The organism is Janthinobacterium fluminis, assembly GCF_028595325.1.
Classification (GTDB): Bacteria; Pseudomonadota; Gammaproteobacteria; order Burkholderiales; family Burkholderiaceae_D; genus Janthinobacterium; species Janthinobacterium fluminis.
In genome coordinates, this window is sequence record NZ_JAQQXR010000001.1 from 125787 (window position 1) to 139662 (window position 13876).

Sequence of the window (13876 nt, forward strand, 5' to 3'; positions counted from 1 at the left end):
CGGCCCCGCCGCCCATGGCGCTTTACTCCGTGTCGTCGTCCGTCTCGCCGGCCGCCGCCCTGGCGCGCTCGGCGTCGACGCCGCTTTTGAGCTTGGCGGCGCGGCCGAAAAATTCCTCGGGCGTGTGGTCGGGGCTGAGCCGGAAGGCCGGCGGCAGCAGCACCGCCATGTACGGCTCGTCGGCGACGCGGCCGCTTAGTTGCAGGTTGCTCATCAATCCCAGGCTGGAGCCGATCAGCAGCAGCACCATGCAGGCTGCCGCCAGCCGGCGCGGGTGGTGCGGCTTGATCGTGCGCAGGTGGAAGAACACCATGCAGCAGACGATGGCGATGATGGCGTGCCGGCCGTAGCGCGTCAGCGCTTCCATCGAGTACGAGTAGGCGAGCACGCTGCTGGAGAGTTTCCACGCCTCCAGCGCGGCCAGGCCGCAGCCGAGGATGAACAGGTGGCGCCCCAGCCGGGCGTGGCGGCCGAACAGGCGGTTGCCGAAGGCCCAGACGCCGCTCCAGACGAGGCCGCCGGCCAGCGCGTAGGACAGCACCAGCAGGTAGGCGACGGCCTGGAAGGGCTGGGTGTCGTTGAGCCAGTTGGTCAGCAGGGCGGTGGCGCCGATCAGGCCCAGGCCCAGCAGGGCCGGCGTGCCGCCCTCCCAGCCGTGCATGGTGGTGTCGGTCAGCTCCGCCGGCACCGGGTGGTCGGCGCCGCGCAGGCGCAGGTTGCTGTGGCCCAGGCGCACGACGGTGTCGCCGTCGAGGGCGATGCTGCCCAGGCGTTTGCCGCGGTGGATGCAGCCGTTCTGGCTGCCCAGGTCGCGCAGCACCGGCATGCCCTCGCCGTCCGCCTCGATGATGGCGTGGCGCGCCGCCGTGTGGGCGTCGTCGAGGATGACGTCGTTGTCGTAGCCGCGCCCCAGGCGCAGCGGCAGCGCCGCCACGCGCTGGCGGTGCAGCACTTCGCCGTTGCGCGCCAGCGTTTCGATGAAGTAGGGCGGTTTCATGGCTTGCCGCTCCGGGCCAGGGCGTCGAGGAAGATGCGGGCGCCGCGCAGGCCGTTCTCGTAGGATACGCCGCGGGCGTCGAAGCGGCTTTGCAGGCTCATCAGGCCGCTGTCGGTGCTGGCCGTCAGCAGCGCGATGTCGTACAGGCCGGCGAATTTGCGGTAGGCGCGCGCGCACAGCACGGCGCGCAGCGGCAGCGCCTTGTTGTGGACGAATTGCTCGGTGCAACTGGGGCCGGTCAGGTTGGCGTCCTTGTGGCTGCCGAAGTCTTCGTTCTTGAACGCGGCGCTGGCCAGTTCGGCGAAGCGCGCCGGCCCCAGCGTGTTGCTGCGCAGGTATTCGTGGCGCATCGAGATCTGTCCCGTCTGCAGCCGGCCCGAGATGAAGATGGCCGACTCCATCGCGCAACTGGTGTTGTCGATCATGAAGGGCGTGTCGGTCTTGACGTTCGAGCGGCCCCAGCAGCGCATCTGCTCCGATTCGCGCACCGGCACCCGGTACGGCCCCATGGTCTTCAGCGTCAGCGGCTTGCCGAGCAGGCGCTCGACCAGCATGTTCTGGTGCGCCAGCAATTGTTCGGTGACGACGGGCTTGAAGTCCTTCGGCGGCCGCGGCTGCTGCGCCACCTTGCGCAGCAGTTCCTGGGCGTAGCGGGCCGGCACGAGGAAGCTGACCAGTTCGCCATCCAGGCGTTTTGACACGTTCACGCCGGCCACGGCGCCGTCGACGGTCACGCTGGGGCCGCCGCTCATGCCGGAGTTGATCGGTCCCGTGAACATCAGTTGCTCGTAGAAGCTGCGCAGGATGATGCCGTTGTAGGCGCCCTCGGAAATGGCGAAGCCCAGGTCCAGCGGATTGCCCAGCGAGTACAGGTACTGGCCCTGGCTCAGTGCGGCCAGTTGCTCGGGCATCTTGAAGAAGCCGGTGCCGTTGCGGTTCACGCGCACCACGGCCAGGTCGTGCAGCACGTCGACGGCCAGCAGCTCGACGTTGCCGCGCTGGCCGCCCGTGTCGACCCACTCGCCGACGTAGGTGTCGGGGTCGAGCGCGAACTGGGAGACGACGTGGTAGTTGGTGACGACCAGGTTGCCGGTGCCGATCAGGAAGCCGGAGCCGACCGAGGATTGGGTGCGGCCGCTCTTGAGCAGCACGCGCACCTGCAATATATCGTTCTTGGCGGAGGAATAGAGTTTTTGCGCGGCCGTCGACGGCGCCGGCAGCGCGGCCGCCGTCTCGGCCGCGGCGGACGCCGGCGCCGGCGGCGGCGCCGCGATGGCGCTGCCGCCCAGGCAGCCCAGCCACAACGCGAGCTTGAGTAATTTCATGCCTCTCCCGGGAAGTCGTGCGGGCGCCGCCGGGCGCCGCTTAGAGCGCGCCGTCCTCGGGCGCCGGCGGGGTGGCCGCCTGCATCATGTGGCCCAGCTTGCTGGCCTTGGTGTTCAGGTAGTGCTGGTTGAAGGCGTTGCGGTTGACCAGCAGCGGCACCCGTTCGGCCACCGTGATGCCGAGCTTTTCCATCGCCTCGATCTTACGCGGATTGTTCGTCATCAGGCGCAGGCTGGTGATGCCGAACTGGCCGAACATCGGCTGGCACAGCGCGTAATTGCGGGCGTCGGCCTTGAAGCCCAGTTGTTCGTTGGCCTGCACCGTGTCGGCGCCCGCTTCCTGCAGCCGGTAGGCGCGGATTTTGTTGATCAGGCCGATGCCGCGGCCTTCCTGGCGCAGGTACAGCAGGATGCCACGGCCTTCGGCGGCGATCTTTTTCAGCGCCCCCTCCAGCTGGGCGCCGCAGTCGCAGCGCTGCGAGAACAGCACGTCGCCGGTCAGGCATTCGGAATGCACGCGCGCCAGCACGGGCGCGCCATCGCCGATGTCGCCCAGGGTCATGGCCAGGTGTTCCTTGCCGGTGGCGTGTTCGACGAAGGCGTGCAGCGTGAACTGCGCCCACGGCGTCGGCAACGCACAGGAACTCATGTAGTCCAATTCTTCTTTAACCGGGGTGTCTGCGCGCTGCATGCTGTGCTCTTAAAAAGTAAAGATAAAAGAAAAAAGGCGCGCCGGTCCGACTGCATCAGACCCGGCGCGCCTTGCAATCATACCAAAACTGGGCGGGATGGTTTTCAATAGCCTTGTTTTGCCAGGGGTAAGGCGGCAGGCGGCGCCCCCATGCTTAGGCGGCGGGCAGGTCGAACAGCAGCACTTCGGCCTGCTCGGCCTGCTCCAGCACGACCAGGCTGGCATCGCTGATCTTCAGCGCGTCGCCGGCCGCCAGCTGCGTGTCGTTGACCAGCAGCGCGCCGCGGATCAGGTGGACGTAGGCGAGGCGGCCCGCGGCCAGCCGGTGTTCCAGGCGCTGGCCCGGCTGCGGGATGCTGGCGTACAGCGCCGCGTCCTGGTGGATCAGCAGGGAGCCGTCGCGGCCGTCGCCGGAGGCCAGCAGGCGCAGCTGGCCCTGCTTGCTGGCCGGCGCGAAGTGCTTTTCCTCGTAGCTGGGGGCGATCCCGGTGATATTGGGCGCAATCCAGATCTGCAGGAAGTGCAAGCCCTCGGCCGGCGAGTGGTTGAACTCGCTGTGGCGCACGCCGCTGCCGGCGCTCATGCGCTGCACGTCGCCGTAGTGCAGCACGGAGCCGGTGCCCATGCTGTCCTTGTGTTCGAGGGCGCCGTCAAGCACGTAGGAAATGATTTCCATGTCGCGGTGGCCGTGGCTGCCGAAGCCCTGGGCCGGCGCGACGCGGTCTTCGTTGATGACCAGCAGCGGCCCGAAACCGTTGTGCAGGGGATCGTGGTAGTGGCCGAAGGAAAAACTGTGCTGCGAGTCCAGCCAGCCGTGCCGGGCCACGCCGCGTTCTGCGCTACGACGAATTTGCATCATGGTGTGCTCCATTCTTTTGAAAGTTAATGTGCGATAATTTCGACAGACCGTTTCGGCCGGCTGTCATGCACCGATAAGATGCAGTATAAGCCACGCTTGTCGCATCGAAAAACGGAAAATTTGCCTATCTATTATCGAAAAAATCGAATGCTCAGACTCAGCCTGGAAGCCTTGCAAATCGTCGACGCCATCGACCGCCGCGGTTCCTTCTCCGCCGCCGGCAAGGAGTTGCACCGCGTGCCGTCGACGATTTCCTACACCGTCGGCAAGCTGGAGAGCGAACTGGGCGTGCAGGTGTTCGAGCGCAACGGCCCGCGCGTCGTGCTCACCCGCGCCGGCCAGGAATTGCTGAAGGAGGGGCGCTACCTGCTGAAGGCGGCGCACGACCTGGAGCAGCGCGTGCGCCGCGTCGCGTCCGGCTGGGAGACGGAGCTGGGCATAGGCTACGACGCGCTGTTTTCGGCGCGCGCCTTCGAGGCCGACGCGCGCGCCTTTTACGCGGTGGCGCAGCAGACCCGCCTGCGCCTGGTGCAGGAGGCGTTGTCGGGCACCTGGGAGGCGCTGCTGGAGGGCCGCGTCGATTTGCTGGTCGGCGCGGCCGGCGACGGCCCGGCCGGCGGCGGCTATGTGTCGCAGGCAATCGGCACGCTGCCCTTCGTCTTCGCCGTCGCCCCCGGCCACCCGCTGGCGGACGCGAGCGAGCCGCTGGGGCGCAACCAGTTGCAGCACCACCGCGCCATCGTCGTGGCCGATTCGGCGCGGCGCCTGGCGCCGCGCACGGTCGGCCTGCCGCTCGGGCAGGACGCGCTGACGGTGCCGACCATGCAGGCCAAGTTCGACTACCAGCTGGCCGGCCTCGGCTTCGGCTTCCTGCCCGAACCGTGCGCCCGCGCCGCCATCGGCCGCGGCCAACTGGTCGAGAAGGCCGTGGAGGAGCCGAAGCCGGACGAAACCTTCTACCTGGCGTGGCGCGCCGGCGAGGACGGCGCGGCGCTGAGCTGGTGGTTGGCGCGCCTGCGCGAGCCCGGCCTGTTCGCGCGTTTGCTGGCGCATGCGCCGGGCCGACAGGAATGTTGATGCACCTCAACTGAGGCCCGCACTGGGGCCTCCGGGGCCTGTGGCATCTTGGTTTCCGCCAATAATTTCGGGTTACCATGCATCTCATCCCCCCTGTACAGCAGGCCCGGCGACGGGACTCCCGATGAGCTCACTGGTCTTTTTCCATTTGCTGGCGAACCGCCAAGGCGCCCCCGCCGCGCTGCTGCTTGCCCAGGACGAAACGGCGGGCGCCGCCTGCGCCGGGGCGGCCGGCCTGGACGGCGAGGCCATGCGCACCCTCGGCGCGCAACTGGCCTGCTTCTATCCCGAGCGCCTGGGGCCGGCGCCGCTGTTGCAGGCGCAGGGCTGGCGGCCGCTGGACGAGGCCGGCGTGCTGCGCGGCGCGGCCCCGTTCGGGCCGCTGCCGGCCGGCGTCGCGTGGCGCGCCGGCGACTGGTATCTGGCGCCGCCGGCGAAGGCGGCGGACCAGCGCGCCGCCTCGCGCACGCTGGCGCTGCAACTGGTGCAACTGCTGGCGCGCGACGCCGACACCCATGAAATCGAGGCTTTGCTGCGGCACGACCCCAGCCTGTCCTACCACCTGCTGCGCCTGGTCAATTCCCAGGGCATCGGCAACGGCCGCCGCGTCAGCAGTTTTTCGCAGGCGATCCTGATCCTGGGGCGGCAGCAACTGCGCCGCTGGCTCAACCTGATGCTGTACGCGGCCCGCCCCGACGACGTGCGCGCGGCCATGCTGCTGGCGCGCGTGGCGGTGCGCGCGCACGCGCTGGCGCTGCTGGCCAGGGCCGCCGGCATGGACCGGCTGGCGCAGGAGCAGGCCTTCATGTGCGGCATGTTTTCCCTGCTGGGCGTGCTGTTCGGCCTGCCGCTGGCCGAGCTCTTGCAACCCTTGCAGGTGGACGAGGCGGTGCAGGGCGCGCTGCTGGCCCAGCGCGGCGAGCTGGGCGCCTTGCTGGCGCTGTTGCTGGCGGCCGAGCGGGGCGACTTCGCGGCGCTGGCGCGGCAGTTGCAGGGGCAGGGGCTGGCGCCGGCGGAATTCAACGGCATCGTGCTCGACGCCTATCTGTGGATGCTCGGTGTGCTCGACAATGGCGCCTGAGGCGTCCCAGCCCGACGCGCTGCTGCACGCCTGCCTGGCCCTGAGCCGGCAGGCGCGGACGCAGCGGGGCGCCGCGCTGGCGCGCACGCTGGACCGGCTCGACGCGGCGCTGCGCGGCCTGGCCGGCCCGGCCGCGCCGGCCGCGCCGGACGAGGCCGTCATCGAGCTGGACCTGGCCGGCTACCTGTGCGGCTGGAACGGCGCCGCCGAGCGCCTGTTCGGCTACACGCGCGAGGAGGCGCTGGGCCAGCACATCCTGTTCCTCTACGCCGACGATGACGACGACGGCAAGATCGCCGAACTGTTCGCCGACGCCGGCGGCGCCGGCGAGGTGCGCCGGCGCAAGAAGTCGGGCGCCGTGTTCTGGCTGCGCCTGACGCGCACGCCCATCGTCGACGCCGCCGGCGACTGCGCCGGCATGGCGGTGCGCCTGTCGGTGCCGCGCGAGCCCCTGTCCGAGCAGGACAAGGTGCGCCTGCACGCCCGCATCGTCGAGGACAGCGACCAGGGCGTGCTGATCACCGACGCCGACGAGCGCATCGTCTCCGTCAACGGCGCGTTCACGCGCATCACCGGCTACGCGCCGGCCGAGGCGATCGGCCAGACCCCGGACTTGCTGCGCACGGGCCGGCACGACGCCGACCTGCGCGCCCGCGTGCGCGCGGCGATGACGGCGCGCGAGCCCTGGCGCGGCGAGATCGTCGGGCGGCGCAAGAACGGCGAGCTGTTTCCGCAGTCGCTGACGATCAGCGCCGTGCGCGACGAGGCGGGCCGCCTCAGCCACACCTTTTCGCTGCTGTCCGACATCAGCGTGCACAAGGACGCCGAGGCGCGCATGCAGCGCATGGCCAACTACGACAGCCTGACCGGCCTGCCCAACCGCTTCCAGCTGAACCAGTTGATGACGCAGGCGCTGGCCGGCGCCCGCCGCAGCGCCGGGCACGGCGCGCTGCTGGTGCTCGACATCGGCCGCATCGGCGCCATCGGCGACACGCTGGGGGCGGAAACGGCCGACCAGTTGCTGGTGGCGATAGGGCGGCTGCTGCGCGCGGCGCTGCGCGACGCCGACATCCTGGCCCGCGTCGAGGGCCACAAATTCGTCGCCGCGCTGCTCGGCATCGACAAGCGCGAGCACGCCGCCATCGTCGCGCACAAGCTGCTCGCCGCGCTCGCCGCGCCCATCCTGGTCGACGCCCACAGCCTGCAGGTGGGCGCCCGCATCGGCATCAGCGTCTACCCCGAGGACGGCCTCGACGTCGCCTCGCTGTTCCGCTACGCCGACGTGGCGGCGGCCAAGGCGCAGCAGCAGACGGAGCCGGGCTACCTGTTCTACCGCGAGGAGATGAACCAGCGCGCCAAGGAGCACCTGCGCCTGGAAAGCGAGTTGCGCCAGGCGCTGGCGGCGCGCCAGTTGCAGCTGCACTACCAGCCCAAGGTCAGCCTGCGCAGCGGCCGCATCGTCGGCGCCGAGGCGCTGCTGCGCTGGCAGCACCCGCTGCGCGGCATGGTGTCGCCGGGGGTGTTCATTCCCGTCGCCGAGGAGAGCGGCCTGGTGCTGGAGCTGGGCGGCTGGGTGCTCGACGAGGCCTGCCGGCAGATCGGCGCCTGGCGCGACGCCGGCGTGGCGATGCCGACCATCGCCGTCAACCTGTCGGCGCGGCAGTTCGACGGCCAGCTGCCGGCGCGCATCGCCGCCGCCCTGGACCGCCACGGCGTGCTGCCCCAGCAGATCATGCTGGAAATCACCGAAAGCCTGCTGGTGCGCGGCGCCGAGCAAGTCATCGCCATCATGAACGAGCTGGTGGCGATGGGCCTGGCGCTGGCGCTGGACGACTTCGGCACCGGCTATTCGAGCCTGGCCTACCTGAAGAAGTTTCCCATCAGCACATTGAAGATCGACCGCTCCTTCGTCGTCGGCTTGCCGCAGGAGGAGAACGACTGCGCCATCGCGCGGGCGATCGTGACGATGGCCCAGCAACTGCGCCAGGAAATCGTCGCCGAGGGCGTCGAGACGGTCGAGCAGATGCGCTTCCTGCGGGGGCTGGGCTGCGACCAGTTGCAGGGCTATTTGTTCAGCCCGGCGGTGCCGGCGGCCGACTTCGCGCAGATGCTGCGCGAGGGCCGGCGCCTGAGCTTCGCCGCGTAGGTTTCGCCGCATAAGCGGGGCGGCGCCCGTAGGCCATTGATCTGGCGCAATGGAAGCGTGACAAAGTGCGTATTTTGGCGGCTATGCAAATGCTATTCTGAAACAACGTGCTGTGATTTTCTGGCCCTTCCGGGCTGCGCGTCAAACTATCCGCTGCAGCATGGAGGTTGTATGAGCGTACCCGCATCGCACCCCCGCATCCTCATCGTTGACGACGAGGCGGCGCATATGCGGGCGCTGTGCGACACGCTCGGCGCCTACCATTATGAAACGACGGGCCTGGTCACGGCCGAGGCGGCGCTGACGCTGCTGCGCTCGGAGTCCTTCGACATCCTGCTCAGCGATTTGATGTTGCCCGGCATAGACGGCATCGCCCTGGTGCAGGAGGCGCGCAAGCTCGACGCCGACCTGACCTGCATCATCATGACGGGCGAGGGCAGCATCGCCTCGGCCGTGCAGGCGATGAAGATCGGCGCCCTCGACTACATCGTCAAGCCGTTCAAGGTGTCGGCCATCCTGCCGCTGCTGGCGCGGGCCCAGGAGGCGCGCCAGTTGCGCATGCAGAACGCCAGGCTGGAGCGGCAGTTGCGCGAGCACGCGGCCGAACTCGACGCGATGAACCAGGAATTGCAGCTGGCCAAGCAGGAGGCCGAGCGGGCCAATCTGGCGAAGTCGACCTTTCTGTCGAACATGAGCCATGAATTGCGCACGCCGCTCAACGCCATCCTCGGTTTCGCCCAGGTGCTGACGTCGGAGATCCTGCCGACGACGCCGCTGGAAAAGAAGAAGTTCGCCTGGCACATCGTCAACGCCGGCAAGCATTTGCTCACCCTGATTAACGAGGTGCTGGACCTGGCCAAGGTCGAGGCGGGCGCCCTGTCGCTGTCGCTCGAGACGGTGGGGCTGGCCGAGGTGTTCCACGAGTGCCGCGCCATGATCGAGCCGCTGGCCCAGCAGCGCGGCATCGCGCTGGTCTTCCCCGAGCAGGTGCCGCTGCGCGTGCTGGCCGACCGCACGCGCCTGAAGCAGGTGCTGGTCAACCTGCTCTCGAACGGCATCAAGTACAACCGCGAGCACGGCACGGTGACGCTGGCCTGCCGCGCCGCCAGCCCGGGGCGGGTGCGCATCTGCGTCAGCGACACCGGCGCCGGCCTGAGCCAGGAGCAGCTCGACGCTATCTTCCAGTCCTTCAACCGGCTCGGCCGCGAAGGCTCGAACGAGGAGGGCACCGGCCTCGGACTGGCGCTCTCGAAGCGCCTGGTCGAGGCCATGCACGCGGAGATCGGCGTGGCCAGCACGGTCGGCGTCGGCAGCACCTTCTGGGTCGAGTTCGCGCTGCGCGGCGGCGCGCTGGCGGGCGGCGACGCCGAGGCCGGCAAGGCGCAGCCGCAACTGGTGGTGGTGCACAGCCCGCGCCTGCGCAACACGGTCCTGTATGTCGAGGACAATCCGATGAGCCTGCAACTGGTCGAGGAATTGGTGCGCCTGCGCGCCGACATCGACCTGCTGTCGGCGCGCGACGGCCACAGCGGCGTCGAGCTGGCGCGCCTGCACGCGCCGCAGGTGATCCTGATGGACATCGACCTGCCCGGCATCGACGGCTTCGAGACGCTGCGCATGCTGCGCAGCGATCCGCAGACGGCGCACATCCCCGTCATCGCCGTGACGGCGAACGCGCTGCGCAACGAGGTGCGGCGCGGCATGGCGGCCGGCTTCTTCGACTACCTGACCAAACCGATCGACATCAGCCGCTTCGCCGAGACGATAGACAGCGCCCTGGCCTTCGGCGACGGCAAGCAGATCGCCTAGCGCCCCGGCCGCGCCCGGCCGCAACGATTTTTCCTTCTGAATTATTTTCTGAAAGGTCAAGGACATGCAGAACACGGCAGGCAGCAATGTTGCGCAAATCGACCGTTGGCAAAAAGGCCGGCAGAAGCTGTTCAAGGGCGTGCCGGAGACGGGCAAGACGATACGCTACCTGGACAAGGATTTCCTGGTCTACCCGAACACCTTCTGGCCCTTCACGGACAGCCAGCCCCTGGTGCGGCATTTTCGCGTGCGCCGCGGCGAAAGCGTGCTCGACGTCGGCACCGGCTCGGGCGTCATCGCCGTGTTCGCCTGTTACCGGGGCGCCGGCCGCGTGCTGGCCGTCGACATCAACCCGGCGGCGCTGAAAAGCGCCAGCCACAACGCCGCCCGGCACGGCTTCGGCGCCACCATGGAGGTGCGCCGCTCCGACCTGTTCGAGGCCGTCGGCGCGGAGCAGTTCGACGTCGTCACGGCGAACCTGCCGTTTCGCGACAAGCCGGCCCACGACGTCGTCGCCCAGTCGCAATGGGACACGGATTTCCAGACCAACACGCGCTTTTTCGCCGACGTCGGGCGCTACCTGAAGCCGGGCGGGCGCATCTATTTCGCGCACGCCAATTTCGGCGCCGTCGCCGCCGTGCGCAAGCTGGCCAAGGCGGCCGGCTTTTCCGTGCGGGCGCTGGCGGCGGCGTCGGCCGACAAGGCCGCCACCAAGACCTTTTACGCCTTCGTCATGTGGCGCGCGGCGGGAGCGCCGGCCGCATGAACGAGCTGATCGCAGCGGTCAACCGCATCCGCAACGTGCGCCACTCCAGCCTGGGGACGCAGGTCCGCCATGTCGTCGTCATCCTCGGCAACTCGCGCTCCGGCTCCAGCCTGCTCAAGAGCGTGCTGGCGGCCCACCCGGACCTCGCCTCGCTGGACGGCGAGATCGATCCGCTGCTGGCGCTGACGGGCAACGGCTTCGGCTACAACGCCGACAGCGACGCCATCGGCGCGCTGGCCAATCCGGGCGCCGTGGCCGACAATGTTTTCGACGAGCTGAGCCTGCCCGCGGCCGGCTGCCCGTCGCTGGAGGCGCAAAAAAAACGCTGGGAGAACCGCTTGCTGCTGCAATTTCCCGCGCTGTTCTCGGCGGCGGCGGGGCACGGCAGCATGTTGCGGGCGATCGAGCAAGCCCTCGACGACGCCGAGGCCGGCGCCGTCCGCGACGAGGGGCGGGTGCAGGCCGGCGTGCTGGCGCGCGTCTACCGCGAGCAGCCGTGGCGGCTGGAGTATTACGACGGCAGGCGGGCCGGCGGCGGCGCCGGTTTCGACGAATCGCTGAAGATCGAGGAACCGCCGTTCGTGCTGCCGCGCCTGTACCGGCGGCCGTTCGGCGCGCGCGACGCGCAGGACAAGATGCTGCTGTTCAAGGCGCCCTCCGACGTCTACCGCATCGGCATGTACGAGCAGATTTTTCCGCACGCGCGCATCCATTACCTGCACTTGAGCCGCGGCTACGCCCAGTCGGTGAACGGCTTGATGGACGGCTGGCTCTCGCCGGTGGGTTTTTTTTCGCACGATATGGGGCGGCGCGGCCAGCAGCTGGCGATAGGCGGCTATTCCGATGTGGTGCCGTTCGGCAAACACTGGTGGAAATTCGATTTACCGCCGAACTGGCGCGACTTCACCGCCGCGGCCCTGCACGAGGTCTGCCTGAACCAGTGGTTGTCGGCGCACCGGGCCGTGCTGGCCAGCGGCGTGGCGGCGCTGCGGCTGTCCTTCGAGGATTTCCTGGCGGCCCCCGGCGCCTTCCTCGACAGCATCACGGCCCACCTCGGCATCGCGCCGATGGCGCCGCCGGCGGCCTTGCCGGTGTTGATGGCGACGGACACGCCGCGGCCGATGCGCTGGAAAAAGCGCGAGGCGCTGATGCTGGCGCTGGGCGAGCGGCCCGAGGTGCGGGCCATGATGGCCTCGCTCGGCTATGCGATGCAGCCGGCGGGCTGGCGATGAACAACCACCTGATCGTGCCTTACCTGATGGGGCAGCGGCGCAACGGCCTGTGCCGAGTCGCCGAGCTGGCCCGGCACGGCTGGGACGTCGTCGCCGACCCGGACTTGACGGCGGCCAGCGTCGCCGGCAGCAACGAGAAAATGCGCAGGATGGGCAAAATCTACGCGCTGCTGTCGGAGGCCGTGCGGCTGCGCGTGCGCGCCGGCGGCGTGCCCATCAGCCTGGCCGGCGACTGCATGTCGACGCTGGGCGTGCTGGCCGGCCTGCAGAAGGCCGGCCGGACGCCCGAGCGCATGCTGTGGCTGGACGCGCACGGCGACTTCCACACCTGGGGCACGACCCAGACCCAGTACCTGGGCGGCATGCCGCTGGCCGTGCTGGTGGGGCGCGGCGACCGCCGCCAGGCCGGGCGCGACGCCATCGGCGCCCTGGTCGCGCAGATCGGCGTGCGGCCGTATCCGGAGCAGCGCATCCTGCTGTCGGACGCGCGCGACCTGGATCCCGGCGAGGCCGAGGCGATCGCGGCGTCGGCCATCGTCACCTGCGCCATCGAGGACATCGTCAGCCACCTGGCGCCGCGCGACAGCCTGTACCTGCACTGGGACACCGACGTCGTCAACGCCGAGGCCGACATGCCGGCGCTGAAATACCATGTCAAGCACGGCCCAAGCTGGGAAGACATGCACCGCTTGTTCCGTTCCCTGCGCGGCCACAACATCATCGCCGTCTCCGTCTCCGCCTGGCACGAGGAGGCCGACGCCGACAACAAGACGGCGCTGGCCTGTCTGGCCCTGCTCAGCGAGCTGGGCTTGGGCGCCGAAGCAAGGGAGGGACGATGACGCAATACCCGGACGGGCGCGTGAAGCGGCGCGACCCCGCCGCCGCGGCGTGGGGCTGGGTGCTGCTGCTGGCCGTCACGGCGCTGGCGGCGGCGTATGTCTGGTTCGGCCGGACGGCGCCGCCGCCGCCGGGCGGGCCGCCTGAAAAGGTGGTGATCGCCACCAACACGGACTACGTCGGCAGTTGCTCCGTCATCGCCGCGCAGGGCAAGGGGTATTTTGCCGGCGAGGGCATCCAGGTCGTCGTGCAGGCGCATTCGAGCGGCAAGGCGGCGATGGAGGCTGTGCTGCAGGGCAAGGCTAACCTGGGCACGGTGGCCGACATCCCCATCATGTTCGCCGGCCTGGAGGACAAGCACATCGCCGTCATCGCCAGCATTTTCAAGACGGAGCAGGACCACGGCGTCGTCGGGCGGCGCGACAGCGGCGTCAGCACGCCCGCCAGCATGAAGGGCAAGCGCATCGGCGTCACGCTGAACACCTCGGGCCATTTCACGCTGGACGCCTTGCTGAACCGCCAATTGCTGCAGTCGGGCGAGGTGACGACGCGCAATTACAAGCCGGAGGAACTGCCGGCCGCGCTGGAGCAGGGCGAGGTCGACGCCATCGCCACCTGGGAGCCCTTCCTGACGCAGGCCCTGAACCAGCAGGGCAGCAACGCCGTCGTGTTCTACGGGCAGGAAGTCTATGAAAGCATCTACAACGTGGCCGGCATGCGCAATTATGTCCTCAGCCGCGCCGACACCATCAAGAAGGTGCTGCGGGCCTTGCAGAGCGGCGCCCGTTTCTGCGACGAGCAGCCGGACGCGGCGCTGGCCTTGCAGGCCAGCGCCAGCAAGGGCGACCTGGCCAAGTGGCGGGCGTCCTGGCCCTCCTACCGCTTCAGCGTGGTGCTCGACCAGGGCCTGATCCTGGCGCTGGAGGACGAGGCCAGGTGGGCCATCAAGAACAAGATGACGGGGCGCAGCGAGATTCCGAACTACCTGGACTATGTCTACCTCGACGGCCTGGAAGCGGTGACGCCGGCGGCCGTGACGATCATCCATTGAGGACG

12 protein-coding genes are annotated in these 13876 nt (G+C 69.1%); 8 read left to right on the forward strand and 4 right to left on the reverse strand.

Annotation, left to right across the window (positions count from 1 at the left end; all coding sequences use genetic code 11):
- Window positions 1–22: 22 nt before the first annotated feature.
- From OIK44_RS00685 to OIK44_RS00700, 4 genes are all read right to left on the reverse strand, one after another.
- Window positions 23–997 (reverse strand): FHA domain-containing protein, encoded by a 975-nt coding sequence (locus OIK44_RS00685; protein WP_273668725.1) that lies wholly within the window; start codon window positions 995–997, stop codon window positions 23–25.
- Window positions 994–2322 carry a S1 family peptidase gene (locus OIK44_RS00690; protein ID WP_273668726.1) on the reverse strand — a complete coding sequence of 443 codons (1329 nt, stop codon included), beginning with the start codon at window positions 2320–2322 and terminating at the stop codon, window positions 994–996. Before OIK44_RS00690 ends, OIK44_RS00685 begins: the two co-directional genes overlap by 4 nt.
- A gap of 40 nt (window positions 2323–2362) precedes the next feature.
- Window positions 2363–2971: a GTP cyclohydrolase II gene (gene ribA / locus OIK44_RS00695; RefSeq protein WP_337587187.1), complete on the reverse strand. Its 609-nt coding sequence runs from the start codon at window positions 2969–2971 to the stop codon at window positions 2363–2365.
- Between the two features lie 196 nt (window positions 2972–3167).
- Window positions 3168–3872, reverse strand: a complete 705-nt coding sequence (locus tag OIK44_RS00700) for a pirin family protein (RefSeq protein WP_273668728.1) — start codon at window positions 3870–3872, stop codon at window positions 3168–3170.
- A 147-nt stretch (window positions 3873–4019) separates the two neighbouring features.
- Between OIK44_RS00700 and OIK44_RS00705 the strand changes: the two genes are divergently transcribed.
- The 8 genes from OIK44_RS00705 to OIK44_RS00740 all read left to right on the forward strand — a co-directional run bounded on the left by OIK44_RS00705 (window position 4020) and on the right by OIK44_RS00740 (window position 13871).
- Window positions 4020–4949 carry a LysR family transcriptional regulator gene (locus OIK44_RS00705; protein ID WP_273668729.1) on the forward strand — a complete coding sequence of 310 codons (930 nt, stop codon included), beginning with the start codon at window positions 4020–4022 and terminating at the stop codon, window positions 4947–4949.
- A gap of 124 nt (window positions 4950–5073) precedes the next feature.
- Window positions 5074–6030, forward strand: a complete 957-nt coding sequence (locus tag OIK44_RS00710) for an HDOD domain-containing protein (protein WP_273668730.1) — start codon at window positions 5074–5076, stop codon at window positions 6028–6030.
- Window positions 6008–8176, forward strand: coding sequence for a putative bifunctional diguanylate cyclase/phosphodiesterase (locus OIK44_RS00715; protein WP_273668731.1), 2169 nt, complete (start codon window positions 6008–6010; stop codon window positions 8174–8176). The genes OIK44_RS00710 and OIK44_RS00715 overlap by 23 nt, the downstream gene beginning before the upstream one ends.
- A gap of 171 nt (window positions 8177–8347) precedes the next feature.
- Window positions 8348–9985, forward strand: coding sequence for a response regulator (locus OIK44_RS00720; RefSeq protein WP_273668732.1), 1638 nt, complete (start codon window positions 8348–8350; stop codon window positions 9983–9985).
- Window positions 9986–10049: 64 nt separating this feature from the next.
- Window positions 10050–10751, forward strand: a complete 702-nt coding sequence (locus OIK44_RS00725; RefSeq protein ID WP_273668733.1) for a methyltransferase — start codon at window positions 10050–10052, stop codon at window positions 10749–10751.
- Window positions 10748–11983: a hypothetical protein gene (locus OIK44_RS00730; RefSeq protein WP_273668734.1), complete on the forward strand. Its 1236-nt coding sequence runs from the start codon at window positions 10748–10750 to the stop codon at window positions 11981–11983. Before OIK44_RS00725 ends, OIK44_RS00730 begins: the two co-directional genes overlap by 4 nt.
- On the forward strand, window positions 11980–12822 hold the full coding sequence (locus tag OIK44_RS00735; protein ID WP_273668735.1) for an arginase family protein: 843 nt from the start codon (window positions 11980–11982) through the stop codon (window positions 12820–12822). Before OIK44_RS00730 ends, OIK44_RS00735 begins: the two co-directional genes overlap by 4 nt.
- Entirely contained in the window at window positions 12819–13871 is a 1053-nt protein-coding gene (locus tag OIK44_RS00740; protein ID WP_273668736.1) for an ABC transporter substrate-binding protein, read from the forward strand. The genes OIK44_RS00735 and OIK44_RS00740 overlap by 4 nt, the downstream gene beginning before the upstream one ends.
- The last annotated feature ends 5 nt before the right edge of the window (window positions 13872–13876 follow it).